At 69.3% G+C, this 17,546-nt stretch carries 17 protein-coding genes; 12 read left to right on the top strand and 5 right to left on the bottom strand.

Features of this window, described 5'->3' with window-relative positions; genetic code table 11:
* Positions 1-256: 256 nt before the first annotated feature.
* Together AAEP80_RS12565 and glpK are read left to right on the top strand one after the other, a co-directional pair.
* Positions 257-979: an MIP/aquaporin family protein gene (locus tag AAEP80_RS12565; RefSeq protein ID WP_281264576.1), complete on the top strand. Its 723-nt coding sequence runs from the start codon at positions 257-259 to the stop codon at positions 977-979.
* Positions 980-1,009: 30 nt separating this feature from the next.
* Positions 1,010-2,521, top strand: a complete 1,512-nt coding sequence (gene glpK / locus AAEP80_RS12560) for a glycerol kinase GlpK (RefSeq protein ID WP_281264575.1) — start codon at positions 1,010-1,012, stop codon at positions 2,519-2,521.
* Positions 2,522-2,610: 89 nt separating this feature from the next.
* On the opposite strand, the gene trpD is transcribed toward glpK, so the two are convergent.
* A complete protein-coding gene (gene trpD / locus AAEP80_RS12555; protein ID WP_420364658.1) occupies positions 2,611-3,666 on the bottom strand; it encodes an anthranilate phosphoribosyltransferase in 1,056 nt (351 codons plus the stop codon).
* Positions 3,667-3,737: 71 nt separating this feature from the next.
* Between trpD and AAEP80_RS12550 the strand changes: the two genes are divergently transcribed.
* The 7 genes from AAEP80_RS12550 (at position 3,738) to AAEP80_RS12520 (ending at position 10,471) form a co-directional block, all read left to right on the top strand.
* A complete protein-coding gene (locus AAEP80_RS12550) occupies positions 3,738-4,376 on the top strand; it encodes a cytochrome c oxidase subunit 3 (protein ID WP_402728743.1) in 639 nt (212 codons plus the stop codon).
* Between the two features lie 21 nt (positions 4,377-4,397).
* On the top strand, positions 4,398-5,207 hold the full coding sequence (locus AAEP80_RS12545; RefSeq protein ID WP_402728742.1) for a c-type cytochrome: 810 nt from the start codon (positions 4,398-4,400) through the stop codon (positions 5,205-5,207).
* Positions 5,208-5,240: 33 nt separating this feature from the next.
* Positions 5,241-6,308 (top strand): Rieske 2Fe-2S domain-containing protein, encoded by a 1,068-nt coding sequence (locus tag AAEP80_RS12540; protein WP_420364657.1) that lies wholly within the window; start codon positions 5,241-5,243, stop codon positions 6,306-6,308.
* Positions 6,308-7,999 carry a cytochrome b gene (locus AAEP80_RS12535; protein ID WP_281264570.1) on the top strand — a complete coding sequence of 564 codons (1,692 nt, stop codon included), beginning with the start codon at positions 6,308-6,310 and terminating at the stop codon, positions 7,997-7,999. Before AAEP80_RS12540 ends, AAEP80_RS12535 begins: the two co-directional genes overlap by 1 nt.
* A gap of 176 nt (positions 8,000-8,175) precedes the next feature.
* A complete protein-coding gene (locus AAEP80_RS12530; RefSeq protein WP_281264569.1) occupies positions 8,176-8,619 on the top strand; it encodes a hypothetical protein in 444 nt (147 codons plus the stop codon).
* 23 nt (positions 8,620-8,642) lie between these two features.
* The gene (locus AAEP80_RS12525) at positions 8,643-9,377 is read left to right on the top strand and encodes a hypothetical protein (RefSeq protein ID WP_420364656.1); all 735 of its coding nucleotides are present in this window, start codon (positions 8,643-8,645) and stop codon (positions 9,375-9,377) included.
* 134 nt (positions 9,378-9,511) lie between these two features.
* Positions 9,512-10,471 (top strand): phosphodiesterase, encoded by a 960-nt coding sequence (locus tag AAEP80_RS12520; protein WP_420364655.1) that lies wholly within the window; start codon positions 9,512-9,514, stop codon positions 10,469-10,471.
* Between the two features lie 441 nt (positions 10,472-10,912).
* On the opposite strand, the gene AAEP80_RS12515 is transcribed toward AAEP80_RS12520, so the two are convergent.
* From AAEP80_RS12515 to AAEP80_RS12500, 4 genes are read right to left on the bottom strand one after another with little or no spacing between them, the layout of a single operon-like run.
* The gene (locus tag AAEP80_RS12515; RefSeq protein WP_420364654.1) at positions 10,913-12,466 is read right to left on the bottom strand and encodes a stealth conserved region 3 domain-containing protein; all 1,554 of its coding nucleotides are present in this window, start codon (positions 12,464-12,466) and stop codon (positions 10,913-10,915) included.
* Between the two features lie 50 nt (positions 12,467-12,516).
* The gene (locus AAEP80_RS12510; protein WP_420364653.1) at positions 12,517-12,951 is read right to left on the bottom strand and encodes a DUF6804 family protein; all 435 of its coding nucleotides are present in this window, start codon (positions 12,949-12,951) and stop codon (positions 12,517-12,519) included.
* Positions 12,951-13,538: a GDSL-type esterase/lipase family protein gene (locus AAEP80_RS12505; RefSeq protein ID WP_420364652.1), complete on the bottom strand. Its 588-nt coding sequence runs from the start codon at positions 13,536-13,538 to the stop codon at positions 12,951-12,953. The genes AAEP80_RS12510 and AAEP80_RS12505 overlap by 1 nt, the downstream gene beginning before the upstream one ends.
* Positions 13,535-15,067: an SDR family oxidoreductase gene (locus tag AAEP80_RS12500; protein ID WP_420364651.1), complete on the bottom strand. Its 1,533-nt coding sequence runs from the start codon at positions 15,065-15,067 to the stop codon at positions 13,535-13,537. The genes AAEP80_RS12505 and AAEP80_RS12500 overlap by 4 nt, the downstream gene beginning before the upstream one ends.
* A 42-nt stretch (positions 15,068-15,109) precedes the next feature.
* On the opposite strand from AAEP80_RS12500, the gene deoC reads away from it, so the two are divergent.
* The 3 genes from deoC to AAEP80_RS12485 all read left to right on the top strand — a co-directional run bounded on the left by deoC (position 15,110) and on the right by AAEP80_RS12485 (position 17,538).
* Positions 15,110-15,841, top strand: a complete 732-nt coding sequence (deoC, locus tag AAEP80_RS12495) for a deoxyribose-phosphate aldolase (protein ID WP_420364650.1) — start codon at positions 15,110-15,112, stop codon at positions 15,839-15,841.
* Between the two features lie 110 nt (positions 15,842-15,951).
* Positions 15,952-16,914 (top strand): ROK family protein, encoded by a 963-nt coding sequence (locus AAEP80_RS12490; RefSeq protein WP_420364649.1) that lies wholly within the window; start codon positions 15,952-15,954, stop codon positions 16,912-16,914.
* Positions 16,915-16,998: 84 nt separating this feature from the next.
* A complete protein-coding gene (locus tag AAEP80_RS12485; RefSeq protein WP_420364648.1) occupies positions 16,999-17,538 on the top strand; it encodes a hypothetical protein in 540 nt (179 codons plus the stop codon).
* The last annotated feature ends 8 nt before the right edge of the window (positions 17,539-17,546 follow it).

Below are 17,546 nucleotides of genomic sequence, written 5' to 3'. Positions count from 1 at the left end.
GTCGTCCGGAGTGCGCCCAACATACAACGGGCGGGCGTTCGTCCGATCTGCACGTTCGTGCACGGCAGGGTCGTCGCGGGCAGCCCCCGGGGCTGGCGGACGCACATCCCGGATGCACGTTCGTGCACTTTCGCGCAGATCGCTCACGTGTCCATCGCGCGCCGTGAAAACCCAGCAGTATGCTCGCCACAATCACTCGATGGGGAGTGTCGGTGCAGCCCGGGACCCCCAAACCACAGCGCAATGGAGGTCACCGATGGACGGCATCGGAGTCAAGTTCCTGTCTGAGCTCGTCGGCACCGCGATGCTCATCATCCTGGGTGGCGGTGTCGTCGCCGCAGTGTCCCTCAAGAAGTCCAAGGGCTTCGGCGCGGGCTTCCTCATGGTCACGATCGGTTGGGGCTTCGCGGTCTTCGCCGGTGTCACCGTCTCCTACAAGTCGGGCGGCCAGCTCAACCCCGCGGTCAGCCTCGCCCAGGCCATCCTCGGCAACATCACCATCGGCGAGATGTTCCTCTTCTGGCTCGCCCAGATGATCGGTGCCGTGATCGGCGCCGTCATCGTCTGGCTCGCCTACAAGCAGCACTTCGACGAAGAGCCGGACCCGGCTGCGAAGCTCGGCGTCTTCTCGACCGGCCCCGCGATCCGCTCGTACGGCTGGAACCTCGTCACCGAGATCATCGGCACCTTCGTGCTCGTCTTCGTCGTGATCGCCTTCACGAACGGCAAGACCCCCGCTGAGCTCGGAGCCATCCCCGTCGCCTTCCTCGTGATCGCGATCGGTGTCAGCCTCGGTGGCCCGACCGGGTACGCCATCAACCCCGCCCGTGACCTCGGCCCGCGCATCGCGCACGCCTTCCTGCCCATCAAGGGCAAGGGCTCGAGCGACTGGGCCTACGCCTGGGTGCCGGTCGTCGGCCCCCTCCTCGGTGGAGCGATCGCGGCGGGCCTGTCCTACGCGCTCCTCCCCCTCGCCTGAACCCACCGAACGAACCCGTAAGGAGCACCAATGGCCGACTACATCGTCGCCATCGACCAGGGCACGACCAGCACCCGAGCGATCGTCTTCGACCACTCCGGGTCGATCGTCTCGACCGGACAGAAGGAGCACGAGCAGATCTTCCCGCGCGCCGGCTGGGTCGAGCACGACCCCGCCGAGATCTGGGACAACACCCGTGAGGTCATCGGCCAGGCACTGTCCCGCGCCGACATCACCCGCCACGACGTCGCGGCGGTCGGCATCACGAACCAGCGCGAGACCGCGGTGGTCTGGGACAAGACCACCGGCAAGCCGGTCTACAACGCCATCGTCTGGCAGGACACCCGCACGCAGTCGATCGTCGACAAGCTCGCGGACGGCGACACGGACCGGTACAAGTCGATCGTGGGCCTCCCGCTCGCGACCTACTTCGCCGGCACCAAGATCATGTGGATCCTCGAGAACGTCGAGGGCGCCCGTGAGAAGGCCGAGGCGGGCGACCTGCTCTTCGGCACCACCGACACCTGGGTCCTCTGGAACCTGACCGGTGGCGTCGACGGCGGCGTCCACAAGACCGACGTCACGAACGCGTCCCGCACGCTGTTCATGGACCTCGAGACGCTGCAGTGGCGCGACGACATCCTCGCCGACTTCGGTGTGCCGAAGTCGATGCTCCCCGAGATCGTCAGCTCCTCCGAGGTCTACGGCCACGTCGAGTCGTCCAGTCTGCTCCGCGAGGTCCCGATCGCCGGCATCCTCGGCGACCAGCAGGCCGCGACCTTCGGCCAGGCCGCGTTCGACAAGGGCGAGTCGAAGAACACGTACGGCACCGGCAACTTCCTGATCTTCAACACCGGCACGGACATCGTCCGCTCCGAGAACGGGCTGCTGACGACCGTCGGCTACAAGCTCGGCGACCAGGAGACGCACTACGCGCTCGAGGGCTCGATCGCCGTCACGGGCTCGCTCATCCAGTGGCTCCGCGACAACCTCGGACTGATCCAGAGCGCACCGGAGGTCGAGGCGCTCGCGAAGACCGTCGACGACAACGGCGGCGTGTACTTCGTCCCGGCGTTCTCCGGCCTGTTCGCGCCGTACTGGCGTCCTGATGCCCGTGGCGCGATCGTCGGCCTCACTCGCTACGTCAACAAGGGGCACATCGCGCGTGCGGCCCTCGAGGCGACGGCGCTGCAGACCCGCGAGGTCCTCGACGCGGTCAACGCCGACTCCGGTGTGGACCTGACCGAGCTCAAGGTCGACGGCGGCATGACCGCCAACAACGAGCTCATGCAGTTCCAGGCGGACATCCTCGACGTGCCGGTCGTCCGACCGGTCGTCGCGGAGACGACGGCGCTCGGCGCCGCCTACGCAGCAGGCCTCGCGGTCGGGTTCTGGGCGAACCTCGACGAGCTCCGTGCGAACTGGCAGGAGGACCAGCGCTGGGAGCCGAAGCTCGACCCGGCGGAGCGTGACCGCACGCTGCGCCTCTGGAAGAAGGCCGTCACGAAGACCTTCGACTGGGTCGACGAGGACGTCCAGTAGTCCTGCAGTCCACTCCACCGACGGGAGGCCCGGTGCCGGTTCCATGAACCGGCACCGGGCCTCCCGTCTTCGGTCTGGTCCGTACGCGCCTACCAGACGGGCGCTGCGGTCACCCAGTCGGCGAGCTTCTGCTCGGCGGCGCCGGAGTCGATCGCCTCGGCGGCGACGAGGAGCTGCTCGCGGAAGCGGTGCAGGATCGGACGGTCCCACTCGGTCGGGTCCTGCGCGAGCCGGAAGGACACCAGGCCGGCGGCCGCGTTGAGGAGCACGATGTCGCGGACCGGACCGGTCTCCCCCGCCAGGACGCGCCGGACGATCGCGGCGTTGACGTCGGGCTCGCCGCCGAGCAGGTCCTCCATCCGTGCCCGGGGGATGCCGAGGTCCCGCGGGTCGAGGTCGTGCTCCGTGACCCGGCCGCCGGTGACCTCCCAGATGTGGCTGTGACCGGTCGTGGTGAGCTCGTCGAGGCCGTCGTCGCCGCGGAACACGAGCGCCGTCGCGCCACGGGTCTGGAACACGCCCGTGATGATCGGCACGAGGTCGAGCTGTGCGACCCCGACGGCGTTCGCCTCACACCGAGCAGGGTTGACGAGCGGGCCGAGGAAGTTGAACACCGTGGGCACGCCGATCTCCCGGCGGACCGGGGCGGCGTGCGCGAAGCCGGGGTGGAAGGCGCTCGCGAACGCGAAGGTCAGGCCGACACGCCGGAACGTCTCGGCGACGTGCTCGGCGTCCATCGACAGGTCGAGACCGAGTGCGGCGAGGACGTCGCTCGACCCGGACTTCGACGAGCTCGCGCGGTTGCCGTGCTTCACGACGGGGACGCCCGCGGCCGCGATGACGATCGCAGCCATGGTCGACACGTTCACCGTGCCGACGACGTCGCCCCCGGTCCCGACGATGTCGAGCGCCATCGGGTCGACGTCCAGCGGGACCGCCGCGTCGAGGATCGCGTCGCGGAACCCGACCACCTCGTCGACGGTCTCGCCTTTCGCGCGGAGGGCGACGGCGAACGCCGCGATCTGCGCATCGGTGGCCCGGCCGTGCACGATCTCCTCCATCGCCCATGTGGACTGCCTGATCGTGAGGTCCTCGCGCGCCATGAGCGCGCTGATCACTGCAGGCCAGGAGAGAACGTCAGACATACCCAGGATCGTACTGTTTTCGAACGACCCGCCAGTTGCCTGGCAAAACACTGTCCGAGGTTTCGGCCATAATGGACACTGTGACAAGCACCCCTCTCTCCAGACCAGCCAGCGGTACGGTCCTCAACAGGCCGAACCCCGTTGCCGTGGGGACGATCGTGTGGCTGGGCAGCGAGGTCATGTTCTTCGCCGGCCTGTTCGCGATCTACTTCACGCTGCGCAGCACCTCCCCCGAGCTCTGGGCGACCGAGACCGCCAAGCTCGAGGTGCCGTTCGCCTCCGTGAACACCATCGTCCTGGTGCTGTCCAGCTTCGCGTGCCAGTTCGCCGTCTTCGCCGCCGAACGCTTCCAGGTGCACCGCACCAGCTGGAACCCGCGCGACTGGGGCATGACGGAGTGGTTCTTCGTCACGTACTGCATGGGTGCGGTCTTCGTCTGCGGCCAGATCTTCGAGTACGCCAACCTCTGGCACGAGGGCGTCACGCTCTCCTCGAGCGCGTACGGCTCGGCGTTCTACATCACCACCGGCTTCCACGGCCTCCACGTCACCGGTGGCCTGCTCGCCTTCCTCCTGACGCTCGGCCGTGGCTTCGCCGCCAAGAACTTCGGCCACAAGGAGGCCACCACGGCCATCGTCGTGTCGTACTACTGGCACTTCGTCGACGTGGTCTGGATCGGCCTCTTCGCAGTCATTTACCTTCTCAAGTAGGAATCGGACAGCACCCACCGCATGTTCAACAGAACCAAGTCCAAGAAGGGCCGCCGCTCCCCGCTGGCGACCGTGTCGCTCATCGCCGTCGCGCTGATGACCACCGGCGGTGCCTACGCACTGTTCAGCTCCACGGCGAACGCGGACGACAACGTCAGCACGGTCGCCGCATCGAGCCAGTCGCAGGTGAACGAGGGCCAGAAGCTCTTCGCGTCCAACTGCGCCACCTGCCACGGCCTCTCCGCGCAGGGCACCAGCGAGGGCCCGTCCCTCATCGGTGTCGGCGCCGCGTCTGTCGACTTCCAGGTCGGCACCGGCCGCATGCCGATGGCTGCCCAGGGCCCGCAGGCCGAGGAGAAGCCGTCGCAGTTCTCGGACGAGCAGATCGACGCCCTGTCCGCGTACGTCGCGTCGCTCGGCCCCGGCCCGTCGGTCCCGTCCGAGTCGCTCACCAACGGTCAGGACGGCGACGCCGCTGCCGGTGCGGAACTCTTCCGCATCAACTGCGCCATGTGCCACAACGTGGCCGGCGCCGGTGGCGCGCTGACCGAGGGCAAGTACGCCCCGAAGCTGACGGACGTCAGCGGCAAGCACATCTACGAGGCCATGGTCACGGGCCCGCAGAACATGCCGGTCTTCAACGACCTGAACATCACGCCGCAGCAGAAGGCCGACATCATCACGTACCTCAAGTACGTGCAGGACAACTCCTCGCCCGGTGGTTTCGGCCTCGGCGCCCTCGGCCCGGTGGCAGAGGGTCTGTTCATCTGGATCTTCGGACTCGGGGCGGTCGTCGCGATGACCGTCTGGCTGACCGCGAAGTCCAACTGATCGTCCGTGTCGCACGACACTGAAGGGAACACCATGGCAGAGCACGACGACGAGGCACTGAACTCGTCCTCGGCTGTCGAGAAGCACGGCACGAGCACGACGTCGCCCGGTACCGCGGTCCTGCCCGCCGAGCCGTTCGAGAACCCGGGTGAGCCGCCGCACCGCGCACGCCGCACCGACGTCGACCCGAAGAAGCAGCGTCTGGCCGAGCGCCAGGTCGCCACGTTCTTCTACGTGTCGATCGTCGCGAGCGTCCTGTCGATCGCGGCGTACGTCGCCTTCCCGATCAAGGCCGACGACTTCAGCACGGTCCGCACCGGGAACCTCTTCCTCGGCCTGGCCATCGCGCTCGCGCTGCTCAGCCTGGGCCTCGGCGCGGTCTACTGGTCCAAGTCGCTCGTCAGCGACCGCGAGATCGCCGAGGACCGCCACCCCACGCGTGGCTCCGACGCGACCCGTGCGAAGGCCGTCGAGGCCTTCCAGCTGGCGGACAAGGAGTCCGGGTTCAGCCGTCGCAAGCTGATCCGCAACTCGATGATCGGCGCCCTCGCTGCGTTCCCGCTCCCGGGCATCGTGCTCGTGCGTGACCTCGCACCCGCCGCCGACCCGAACGAGCTCCTCCGCCACACCATGTGGGCGAAGGGCACCCGCCTGACGAAGGACCCGACCGGTCTCCCGATCAAGGCGTCCGACGTCACGATCGGCTCGGTCTTCCACGTCATCCCCGACGGGCTGCTCGACAAGGAGGACATGCTCGAGGAGAAGGCCAAGGCCGCCGTGCTCCTGATGCGCCTCGACCCGAAGGACCTCAACCCGGCCAAGGGCCACGAGAACTGGGGCTACGACGGTATCGTTGCGTACTCCAAGATCTGCACCCATGTCGGGTGCCCGGTCGCGCTCTACGAGCAGCAGACGCACCACCTGCTGTGCCCCTGCCACCAGTCGACCTTCGATGTCTCGAACAACTGCGAGGTCATCTTCGGACCGGCGGCTCGTCCCCTCCCCCAACTTCCGATCGCGATCGACGACGACGGGTACCTGGTAGCGCAGAGCGACTTCCACGAACCGGTCGGCCCGTCCTTCTGGGAGCGTGCACGCTGATGACCACCACCACGACACAGCAGCCCGCAACCGGCACCAAGCCGGCTCCGGACCGCGGATCCCGCATCATCGGCGGGCTCTCCAACTACATCGACGAGCGAACGAGCATCTCCGGGCTGGTGAAGGAGGTCGGTCGTAAGATCTTCCCCGACCACTGGAGCTTCATGCTCGGTGAGGTCGCCCTCTACAGCTTCGTCGTGATCCTGCTCTCGGGCACCTTCCTGACGTTCTTCTTCCAGGCGTCCATGGCAGAGGTCGTCTACGACGGCTCGTACATCCCGCTCAAGGGCGTCGAGATGTCGACGGCGCTGCAGTCGACGCTGAACATCTCGTTCGACATCCGTGGCGGGCTCTTCGTCCGGCAGATCCACCACTGGGCGGCCCTGCTGTTCGTCGCCTCGGTGATGCTGCACATGGCCCGCGTGTTCTTCACCGGCGCGTTCCGCAAGCCGCGTGAGCTCAACTGGGTCTTCGGCTTCGTCCTCTGGGTCCTGGCCATGGCCGAGGGCTTCACGGGCTACTCGCTCCCCGACGACCTGCTCTCCGGCAACGGTCTCCGCATCATCGTCGGCATGATCGAGGGCGTTCCCGTCATCGGCGTTTGGATCGGGTACATCCTGTTCGGCGGCGAGTTCCCCGGGACAGCGATCGTCGGCCGTCTGTACACGTTGCACATCCTGTTGCTGCCGGCGATCCTCGTCGCGGTGCTCGGTGTCCACCTCGTACTCGTGGTGATCAACAAGCACACGCAGTACGCGGGCCCCGGCAAGACCAACGACAACGTCGTGGGTGTCCCGATCCTCCCGGCGTTCGCCGCGAAGGCCGGTGGCTTCTTCTTCATCGTCGCCGGCATCCTCGCCCTCATCGCGTCGCTGTTCACGATCAACCCGATCTGGAACTACGGCCCGTACGACCCGTCCCCCGTGTCCGCCGGTACCCAGCCCGACTGGTACATCGGCTTCGCGGACGGTGCGCTCCGTCTGGTGCCGCCGCACTGGGAGGTCGTGTGGTTCGGCTACACGGTGTCGTTCAACATCCTCGTCCCGATCGCGGTGCTCGTGGGGCTCATCCTCGCGATCTTCATCTACCCGTTCATCGAGGCGTGGGTCACGGGCGACAAGCGTGAGCACCACATCGCCGACCGCCCGCGCAACGCGCCGACCCGCACGGCCTTCGGGGCCGCCGGTGTCACGCTCTACGCCAGCCTCTGGGCGGCGGCGAGCTCGGACATCATCGCGACGCACTTCTTGGTGTCCGTCGACTCGGTGATCCACGTCATCCAGGCGACGACGGTCCTCGGCCCGTTCGTGGCCTTCTGGATCACGAAGCGCGTCTGCCTCGCGCTGCAGAAGAAGGACCGCGAGATCGTCCTCCACGGGTACGAGTCGGGCCGCATCGTCCGTCTCCCGCACGGTGAGTACATCGAGGTCCACGAGCAGCTCGACGAGTACGAGCGCTGGCGTCTGCTGCAGTTCAACGACTACAAGCCGTTGATGATCCGTCCGAACGCCAAGGGACAGATCACGCCCCTGCAGAAGATGCGTGCGAGCGCCTCGCGCTTCTTCTTCGAGGATCGCATCGCGCCGGTCTCGAAGGCCGAGCTCGACGCCGCGCACGCCGCGCACCACGGGCACGGCGTGGAGGGCTCGCACGAGGCACCGCAGGTGGGTGCCGGTACCCCCCAGCACTGATCACACGACCCGCAACACGACGAACGCCCCGACCTGACAGGTCGGGGCGTTCGTCGTTTCGTGTACCCCGAACGCACGCACATATCGAAATTGTTATCTGCAACCTGACACCTGTTCAGGGGTAGTACGTTGGTTCTACGCCTCGCACGAGCGAGGAACGGAATGAGGGGATCACCATGAAGAAGACGTCTCGTGTCATCGGCACCATCGCTGCACTCGGCCTCGGCGCCGGCCTCGCTCTCGCGGGACCCGTTGCCGCGAACGCCTCGACCGGGCAGTCCGCGGCCACGGCATCGGCAGTCACGCCGCTCAGCGGAGACTGCAAGTGGCGCAACGCCGTCGGTCCGATCGGCGGGGGCTGGTCGGGGGCATCCACGGGGTGCAACTACATCGGCACGACGAAGAACACGACGGTGACGTACGTGTGGACCAAGACGTCCGACACCGAGTCGTGCGTCCAGGGCAAGGGCTTCAACGCCCTGACTGCTCCCGTCTGGCAGAGCGCCGGCTGTGGCGACGGCGGGAGCACCACGATCCTGTGGGGCAACGTCGCCGGCGCCAAGCAGGTGAAGGTGAAGTCGCTCGCCGTCGCCACCGGCTCCACGATCAACTGGGAGTGACGATGACGCCACGGCGACGGACCATGACCGGGATCGCGACCGCGATCGTGGCCACGACCGTCGCCGTCGGCGCGACGGGCTGTACCGCATCGGAACCGGAAGGGTCGGCGCCGACGGCCACCTCGGCCGCTGCGCTGGAGAAGCAGGTCGACCGTCTACGTGCACACCTGGCGTGCGACGGGGACGTTTCGTGGGCGGACGACCCGTACTTCTGGGACTCGATGCGGGGTGTCGACTGCACCACCCCGGACGGCCAACCGGTGTTCGTCCGCGTGTACGCGCACGATGATTCCGCGGCGCAGGTCCTCCAAGACTGGAAGGGCACCTTCGGAGCGCATCGCGCCCTGATCCGCGGGTCGGACTGGTTCGTCATCGGCCCGGAGGAGACCATCGCTCCCGTGTCGTCCGCAGAATCGGTGGCCGCTCCGTCCGTGCGGGTTCCCGACGCAGAACCGCTCACCGGGCGCGCAGAGGCTCGGACGACCTGCGTCCGGTTCTTGAGCGCGGCGGCGCAGGACCGCGTCCGCGCACCGGAGCAGTTCCGTTCTGAGCTCCCCAAGCTGGACGCGCTCTACCCGGGAACGAAGACGGTGCTCGACGAGGCCCTCACCACGGAGCACCTCGAAGCGCTCGAACAGGCGCCCGACACCCAGTTCGCCGCGCGTCTGGGCGATCTCGCCGGCCCGTTCAAGCGGTTCTGCCGGGACGTCCCACCAGAGAGCGGCGCCGAACCAGGCCAGGCGTCTCCGGCAGCGTGACCGACACGCCGTCCCCAGTTCACGGGCGGTTCACCAACACGTGCTGGACTCTTCCAGGACGGTGTGGCAACGTGTTGCACCACGCATCTGGAACGGGTGGCCCTCGCGGAGCCCGCCAACGGAATGAGAACCCGATGGAACCCCGGACGGCCGAGCACCCCAGGCCGAACCACTTCCTGCTCCACCTCAGCGACACGCACCTCATCGCCTCGGACGGTGATCTGTACGGTGCCGTCGACTCGGCGGCACGGTTGTCGCAGATCGTCGAGGAGATCGAGGCATCCGGCACCCGTCCCGAGGCGATCGTCGTCACCGGTGACGTCGCCGACAAGGGCGAATCGGGGGCCTACGCCCGCGTGCGTCGCATCGTCGAGCCGGCCGCCGAGCGCATCGGCGCCCAGGTCATCTGGGCGATGGGAAACCACGACGAGCGCGGAGCGTTCCGTCAGGAGCTCTTCGGACTCCAGCCCACCGAGCGGCCTGTGGACTTCGTCTACGACGTCAACGGGCTCCGGGTCATCACGCTCGACACCAGTGTCCCCGGCGAGCACTACGGCACCGTCACGCCGGAGCAGCTGGACTGGCTCGCAGAGGTGCTCTCCGAGCCCGCTCCGCACGGCACGGTCCTCGCGATGCACCATCCGCCGGTACCGAGCGTGCAGGACCTCGCCGTCCTCGTCGAACTGCGTGACCAGCGCGCCCTTGCCGAGGTCGTCGAGGGCAGCGACGTCCTGACGATCATCGCGGGACACCTGCACTACTCGACCAGCGCCGTGTTCGCGGGCATCCCGGTGTCCGTGGCGAGTGCGACGTGCTACACCCAGGACCTCAACGAGTTCCGCGGTGGGACCCGTGGCCAGGACGGTGCGCAGTCGTTCAATCTGGTGCACGTGTACGGCCACGACGTCGTCCACTCCGTGGTGCCGATCGGACAGTACGCCACCGTGGGCGAGCCCGTCTCCGCCGCGGAGACCGACGCACGACTCGCCGCTGCCGGGGTCGTCATCCCGCCGGCCGTCGAGCCGGCACCGGTCACGTCGAGCATCCCGGTCTTCACCCTCGATTCGGTGCCCCTCTCCCCCGTCCACCGCTGACCGGTCACGACTCACCGCGTGCGTTCCACCGGGCGGTCAGAACACGTCGTTCTCGATCTGATTCGGCGACGGCACGAGGCCACTCGGCGGAGCTGAGCGGTGTGTTGCGACCGGTCAGCAGTCGTCGGGGGCTTGCCCCGACCGGTCAGCAGTCGCCGGGGGCTTGCCCCGACCGGTCAGCAGTCGCCGGGGGCTTGCCCCGACCGGTCAGCAGTCGCCGGGGGCTTGCCCCGACCGGTCACGACTCCCCGTTTGGGTTGCGCCGAGCGGTCGGAACTCGTCGCCGGCACCGCGTCCAGCCGGCGGTTCGTGACCGCTCGGCGGACCTGAGCGGGGTGTTGTGACCGGTGGGTGGACACCGCCTGGGCGCCGGGCACCGCGCGGGCGACGGGCACCGCGCGGGCGCCGGGCACCGGTGGGAGGGCACCGCGCGGGCACCGGCTACTCCTCGGGCTGCTCCCACGGGGCCGGGAACGGGAAGTAGCGGTCGAGGAACTCGGTGACGCGGGTCGTGCGTTCCTCGTCGGAGACCTCGGGGAAGCTGCCGTCGTTCAGGCAGAAGAAGTCGACGTTCCGCTTCTTGAGCAGGTCGTCGAGTGCCCGGAGCCCGGACTGCATCGTCGTGTCCACGTACCGGACCGGCGCGTTCTCCTGCACGATCGCCCGTCCGGTGAGCAGCGCGTAGTAGTGGTACAGGGAGTTCGTCACGGAGATGTTCTCGGCCGCGCGGAACCGTGACGCCGCCGTCGCGCGGAACTCGTCCGCGAACTCGTGCTCCATCTCGGTCATGATGCTGGCCCGGAGCGGGGTCGGTGCGTGCTCGAGGTGGCGCGTGGTGACGGCACCGAACCGCTGCTGGAGCAGACGTCGGTTCACCCGCGCGGAGTTCTCGAATCCGCTCCGGCGCGGGTTGTTCGAGCCGAGGCCGATCCGGGTCGTCGCCAGGATGAACTTCGACACGGAGCCCGGGCTGAAGAACACCGAGGGGTCGACCTGCCGACCGAAGAACATGTCGTCGTTCGAGTAGATGAAGTGCTCGCTGATGCCCGGGATGTGGTGCAACTGCGACTCGACGGCCTGCGAGTTGTGCGTGGGCAGCACCGACGGGTCGGCGAAGAACTCCTCGCTCCGGACGATCCGGACACGCGGGTGGTCCGCGAGCCAGGCCGGCGCCGGCGAGTCCGTGGCGATGTAGATCGTCCGGATCCACGGGGCGTACGTGTACACCGAACGCAGCGCGTACTTCAGCTCGTTGATCTGCCGGAACCGGGCGGGCGCGTCGTCGCCCTCCCCCAGGACGGCCGATGATTGCGCGGCCTGCCGCGCGCGCTGGTACTCGATCGCGTTGCCGTCCACCCACGAGAACACGATGTCGATCGGGAAGCGGATGTCCGAGACGTGGTCGTCGAACATGTGCTCGACGGTGCGCCACGTGCGACCGTACCGCTCGATGTCGGTGAGCACGAACTCGTCGACGGGCAGGCTCCTGCGCATCAGGGCGTTCTCGACCGGTGCGAGGACCTCGGTGTCCGTCACCCGCCAGAACTCGAGCTGGACACTGGTCTCGGCACCGTACCGGAGCCGCCCGAGCGGCTCGAGGCGCGGGCGGAACACCCGGAGCACCGGCTGGTCGACGGGGCCCAGGCCGTCATCGACGACGAGGACGGCCGGCTCCCCCGGCGGCTTGGCGTAGAACGGCTCGCCGACTGCGGCGTCCATCACGGCCGACTCGGCGCGCTGACGGTCCCGCTCGTCGACGGCGATGACGGGGCGCTGGTCGTTCCCGCGGATGAGCAGGTGGTCGACGTCGGCCGCGGTGAGCGCGTCGTCGAGGAAGAGGAGGTCCTCGATCATCGACTGCTGCGGTGTCAGGTGACCGTTCAGCAGGGTGAAGCGGCCCTTCCGGAGCACGATGTCGGGGCGGTCGAGACCGCCGGAGGACGGTCGAGGGTTCAGCAGAGGACTCTCGGTCTCCGGCTCGGTCCCGTTGCTCATCCATGCCCTTCTGATCAGGTGGTCGGGCGCTGCACCCGACCGATCCGATCCTACCGGGCAGGCGGCTCCTCCGTCGTTCTGGGCACCTTCACGACGATCCCGACGACGATGAACAGCGCCGCTGCGACGATCTGCAGTGCTGCCCAGACCTGTCCGGGGATCGAGATCGTCACCAGCGGGTTCCAGCAGACCGCGACCGCCGCCATCAGGACGGCCGCCCACCAGGCACGGCCCCTGGTCGCGAAGACGAGCACGATGAGCGCCAGGACCGTGACACCCCACCGGACGAACACGAACGCCGGCGCGTCGAGGAACGCGATGCACGCGAGCAGCACGATGGCCGCGACGAGCCCCGGCGCCAGGGCCGGGCGCGTGAACGCCGGCGTCCCCGCAGGACCCGAGGACGCGGCGGCTGCGGGGCGGGCACCGGGCGCGGTGGAGTGGAGCGACGACCCGACTGCTGGCCGTCCCTTGCGTGCGGCCATCAGGCAGATGCCTCGTCGAGTTCGATGGCCGTGATCGGGCGGGACATCGGCGGCAGGCCGCGGAGCCGCTCGAGCGCCGGACCGAGCTCTGCGACGTACGCGCGGTAGCCGTCGTCGGTCAGGTGCAGGCCGTCCTCGGTGTACTGCTCGGCGAGGTGGTCGCCGTCCGCGAGGGCGGGCCACGCGTCGAGGTACTGCGCGTGGCAGGTGGCGACGAACTGGCGCAGGTGTCGGTTCGTCTCCTCGATCCGCGGGGTGAACTCGGCCTGGCGCGGCAGGATCGACACCAGGAGGAGGCGGACGCCGGGGAGCTCGCGGCGGAGCGTCACGAGGATGGTCTCCACGTTCCGCACGACGTGCTCGGCGCTCTTGCGGTGGTTGCCGAAGTCGTTCGTGCCGATGAGCAGGACGATCGCGTCGGGAGCGGCCTGCACGACCTCGTCGAGACGCTCCAGCACACCGTCCGTGGTGTCCCCGCTGATGCCGAGGTTCAGGGTGCGCTCGTCGGGGAAGCGTTCGTCCCACGTGCCTCCTGCGGTGATGCTGTCCCCCAGGAACAGGACCAGTCCGCGGTCGTCGTCGCTCATGCTGCCTCCTCGTGCGCTGGCGCGCGAGACCCATTCTGCTGCGTGCTGTTGGCCTGCGTCGAGTCGGTGCGGTGGGCTTCGCGTTCGGCGCGGGCCGTGATGCGCTCCACCATGCCCGGGAAGATCACGCCGTGGAACGGCAGGATCGAGTACCAGTAGAGGCGCCCGGCGAGCCCCTGCGGGAAGTACAGCGCCCGCTGGTGGTAGTCGCAGCCGCCGTCGTCCGTGGGCGTGACGGTCATCTCGAGCCAGGCCCGCCCGGGGGACTTGAACTCGGCCCGGAGCCGGAGGTAGTGCCCGCGGTCGAGTCGTTCGACGCGCCACCAGTCGAGCGCGTCGCCCTGTTCGAGGCGCTTCGGGTCCCGTCGACCACGGTTGAGGCCGACTCCCCCGGCGATCTTGTCCATCCACCCCCTGGCGACCCACGCGAGCGGGAACGAGTACCAGCCGTTCTCGCCGCCGATCGACTCGACGACGCTCCAGACCGCTTCCGGCGGCGCGGACGTGTGCCGGGTCCGGTCGTCGGAGTACACCGTGTGCCCGGCCCAGTCCGGGTCGCTCGGCAGCGGGTCGGCCGGGGTGCTCGACAGCGTCGCGCTCCGCCAGCTCGTCTCGACCTCGGCGGTGCGCATCTTCGTCAGTGCGAGCCGCACGGCCCTGCGGTACGACGTCAGCCCGCCCTCCGGCCGCGGCACGACGTCGTCGATGTCGTGCTCACGCTGGACGCACTCGAACTGCAGCGACTCGATGATCGGCGTCGCGAGCTTGCGCGGGATCGGCGTCACCATGTTGAACCAGTGTGCGGCGAGCCCGGGGGTCATCACCGGCAGCGCGGTGATCGGCCGCTGCGGGAGCTTTGCCTCGACCGCGTACCCGTTCAGCATCTGCCCGTACCGGAGGACGTCCGGCCCGCCGATGTCGAACGTCCGGTTCACCTCCGCCGGGATGTCGAGCGCCTCGACGAGGTAGTAGAGGACGTCGCGGACGGCGATCGGCTGGATCTTGTTGCGGACCCACCGCGGTGCCGGCATCCAGGGCAGGACGTCGGTGACGTGCCGGATCATCTCGAACGACGTGCTCCCGGAGCCGATGACGACACCGGCCTGGTACGCGATCGTCGGCACACCCGACCCGAGCAGGATGTCGCCGACCTCCTTCCGACTGCGGAGGTGCTTCGACAGCTCCCCGTCGGGGTGCAGGCCGCCCAGGTACACGAAGCGCCGGACACCGGCGTCGTGCGCCGCGGTGGCCATCGTCTGGGCGGCGTCCCGCTCGGACTCCTCGAAGTCCCCGTCGGCACCCATCGCGTGGGCGAGGTAGTAGACCGCTTCGATCCCGTCGACCGCGGTGGCCACTGCCGAGCCGTCCTGCAGGTCACCCTGGACGACGTCGATCGACTCCCGCCAGGGGACGTCGTCGAGCTTCTGCGGGGTACGGACGAGCACGCGGACGGCGTGCCCGGCTTCGAGGAGACGTGGGACGAGACGACCGCCGATGTAGCCGGTGGCCCCGGTGACGAGGACGCGCATGCCGGGAACGGTACGCCGCGCCCCTCCGGGTACGCTTGTCGGGTGGACAACGCAGCCTTCCCCGTCACCGCCGACGCCGTGCGTCGACTCATCGACCACGCGATCCTGAAGCCGGAGCTGACCCGCTCCGACGTCGATGCGCAGCTCGACGAAGCCGCGACCCACCGCGTGTTCAGCGTGTGCGTCCGCCCGAGCGACGTCCGCCACGCCGTGGAGCGCCTCCAGGGCACCGGCGTGGGCGTCGGGACCGTCATCGGCTTCCCGCACGGCACCACCTCGACCGAGGCCAAGGTCGCCGAGTCGCTGCAGGCCCTCGCCGACGGCGCGTTCGAGCTCGACATGGTCCAGAACATCGGCGCGGCGAAGTCCGGCGATTGGAACCGCGTCCAGCAGGACGTGCGTGCCGTGGTCGACGCTGCGGGCGACACCGTGGTCAAGGTCATCCTCGAGACGGCGTTCCTCACCGACGACGAGATCGTCGCCGCCAGTCGCGCGGCCGTCGCGGGCGGCGCGGACTTCGTGAAGACCTCGACCGGGTTCGCCGGCGGTGGCGCCACGACCGAGCACATCGCCCTGATGCGCGAGACGGTCGGCCCGGACACCGGCGTGAAGGCGTCCGGCGGCGTCCGAGGGCTCGACACCCTCGTCGCGATGGTCCGGGCCGGTGCGGACCGCATCGGCACGAGCGCGTCGGCCCGCATCCTCGACGAGGTCGCACACCGCGTCGAGACCGGCGTCGCCTCCGGCGTCGGCGACGACACCACCTCCTACTGACCTCCGGCCGACCAGGCCGACCCGACCACCAGCACCGAGCCGGTGCGTGACCGACGCGACGCCGCGTCGGGAGCCGCTCCGAGCCTCCAGACCGTCGCATCGGAGCGCGCATGTCGAACACCGACCCCATCACCGACCACCCCGGGCCGCTCGCCCTCGCCGTGGACCTCGGCGGCACCAAGGTCGAGGCGGCCCTGGTCACCGACCAGGGCGTCGTCCTGCCCGGGACCCGGTTCCGGAGCCCCACCGGCCCGCAGCGCAGCTCCGAAGCGCTGCAGGCAGCCGTCGACGAGGTGGTCACGAGCGCCCTCGCGGCGCTGCCGACCGACGCGACGCTCGCCGGTGTCGGCATCGGCTCGGCCGGCCCCGTCGACGAGGAGCACGGGCTCGTCTCGCCGCTCAACATGCCGGTCTGGCGCGGCTACCCGCTCCGCGACCGCGTCGCGGCGCTCGTCCCGGCCGGGACGCCGGTGACGCTGCGGATGGACGGCCTCGCGATCACGCTCGCCGAGCACTGGCTCGGTGCGGCGCAGGGCTCCGACCACGTGATGGGCATGATCGTCTCCACGGGCGTCGGCGGTGGGCTCATCCTGCACGGCCGCACCGTGAGCGGTCCGACCGGCAACGCCGGGCACATCGGTCACGTCGAGTGCGGTGGGTACGACGACCCGTGCGCCTGCGGCGGCACCGGCTGCCTGGAGGCCGTGGCGAGCGGGCCGAAGACGGTAGCGTGGGCAAGGCGGCAGGGATTCACCGGGGAGACCGGCGAGGAGCTGTCCGCCGCGTACGCCGCCGGGGACGAGATCGCCGTCGCGGCGATCAAGCGCAGTGGTCGCGCCCTCGGGCAGGCCATCGCCGCCGCCACGTCGCTCGTGGACCTCGAGGTGGTGGCGATCGGCGGCGGGTTCTCGCACGTCACGCCGGACCTGTTCGAGTACGCCAGGCAGGCCGTCGCCGAACGCGTGGAGTTCGGCTTCGTGACCAAGGTGCGGATCGTCCCGACCGGGCTGTCCCAGGACGGGCCGCTCATCGGCGCCGCGGCGCTCGTGCACCGCTCCCACGTCCTGCGCTGAGCCGGCCCGCACCGGCCGCTGTCGAGCTGCGCTGCTGTCCACAGTCGGCTCCATCGCGTCGGTGCGGTGCGGCAGGATGACCGGGTGCGCTCCTCCCGACTCGTCACCACCGACGACTGGCCGGAAGCCGAACTCCGCGCAGCGGTGCTCGCCGGCGACCTGGTCGCGATCGGCGAGTGCTGGGCGTCCGTCGCGGAACCGACGGACCCGGGGCTGCGTGCTGCGTCGTTCCGCTGGAGCGTGGGCGACGAGCGGATCATCGCATCGGACCGCAGCGCCGCGTGGATCTGGGGCGGGTGCTCGCGGCCGCCGCTCCCCCACGACGCCTGCATCGACGACGGGCAGCGCGTGCGCCAGCGGGGCGGTGGACGCGTCCGCGAGGTCCGCGTCGAACCATCCGACGTCGCGGTCGTCGCCGGCGTCCGGGTGACGACCCCGGTCAGGACCGCGCTCGACCTGCTGCGGATCGCCGGACCGGCGGACTGGGCGGTCCGCGCCCCCACCGTCCTGGGACTGCTCGCGGCGACCGACACCTCGCCGTCGACGCTCCGGCTCCGCCTCCGGCAGCTCGGGACGGTGCCGATGGTGCGGCAGGCGGAACGGCGGCTCGCCGAGCTGGTGTGACCGCTCCT

It is taken from the genome of Curtobacterium sp. L3-7 (assembly GCF_048756585.1).
Taxonomy (GTDB): Bacteria; Actinomycetota; Actinomycetes; order Actinomycetales; family Microbacteriaceae; genus Curtobacterium.
Note: the sequence above shows the minus strand (reverse complement) of the source record. Positions and strands in the feature narration are given on the sequence as shown.

Bases quoted from the DNA above. Each gene is read 5' to 3' on its own strand.
- AAEP80_RS12550 (WP_402728743.1), top strand. From the start codon at position 3,738: ATGGACACTGTGACAAGCACCCCTCTCTCCAGACCAGCCAGCGGTACG.
- AAEP80_RS12505 (WP_420364652.1), bottom strand. From the start codon at position 13,538: ATGAGCGACGACGACCGCGGACTGGTCCTGTTCCTGGGGGACAGCATC.
- AAEP80_RS12545 (WP_402728742.1), top strand. From the start codon at position 4,398: ATGTTCAACAGAACCAAGTCCAAGAAGGGCCGCCGCTCCCCGCTGGCG.
- AAEP80_RS12520 (WP_420364655.1), top strand. From the start codon at position 9,512: ATGGAACCCCGGACGGCCGAGCACCCCAGGCCGAACCACTTCCTGCTC.
- AAEP80_RS12500 (WP_420364651.1), bottom strand. From the start codon at position 15,067: ATGCGCGTCCTCGTCACCGGGGCCACCGGCTACATCGGCGGTCGTCTC.
- AAEP80_RS12530 (WP_281264569.1), top strand. From the start codon at position 8,176: ATGAAGAAGACGTCTCGTGTCATCGGCACCATCGCTGCACTCGGCCTC.
- AAEP80_RS12525 (WP_420364656.1), top strand. From the start codon at position 8,643: ATGACCGGGATCGCGACCGCGATCGTGGCCACGACCGTCGCCGTCGGC.
- AAEP80_RS12510 (WP_420364653.1), bottom strand. From the start codon at position 12,951: ATGGCCGCACGCAAGGGACGGCCAGCAGTCGGGTCGTCGCTCCACTCC.
- glpK (WP_281264575.1), top strand. From the start codon at position 1,010: ATGGCCGACTACATCGTCGCCATCGACCAGGGCACGACCAGCACCCGA.
- AAEP80_RS12490 (WP_420364649.1), top strand. From the start codon at position 15,952: ATGTCGAACACCGACCCCATCACCGACCACCCCGGGCCGCTCGCCCTC.
- AAEP80_RS12540 (WP_420364657.1), top strand. From the start codon at position 5,241: ATGGCAGAGCACGACGACGAGGCACTGAACTCGTCCTCGGCTGTCGAG.
- trpD (WP_420364658.1), bottom strand. From the start codon at position 3,666: ATGTCTGACGTTCTCTCCTGGCCTGCAGTGATCAGCGCGCTCATGGCG.
- AAEP80_RS12515 (WP_420364654.1), bottom strand. From the start codon at position 12,466: ATGAGCAACGGGACCGAGCCGGAGACCGAGAGTCCTCTGCTGAACCCT.
- AAEP80_RS12535 (WP_281264570.1), top strand. From the start codon at position 6,308: ATGACCACCACCACGACACAGCAGCCCGCAACCGGCACCAAGCCGGCT.
- AAEP80_RS12565 (WP_281264576.1), top strand. From the start codon at position 257: ATGGACGGCATCGGAGTCAAGTTCCTGTCTGAGCTCGTCGGCACCGCG.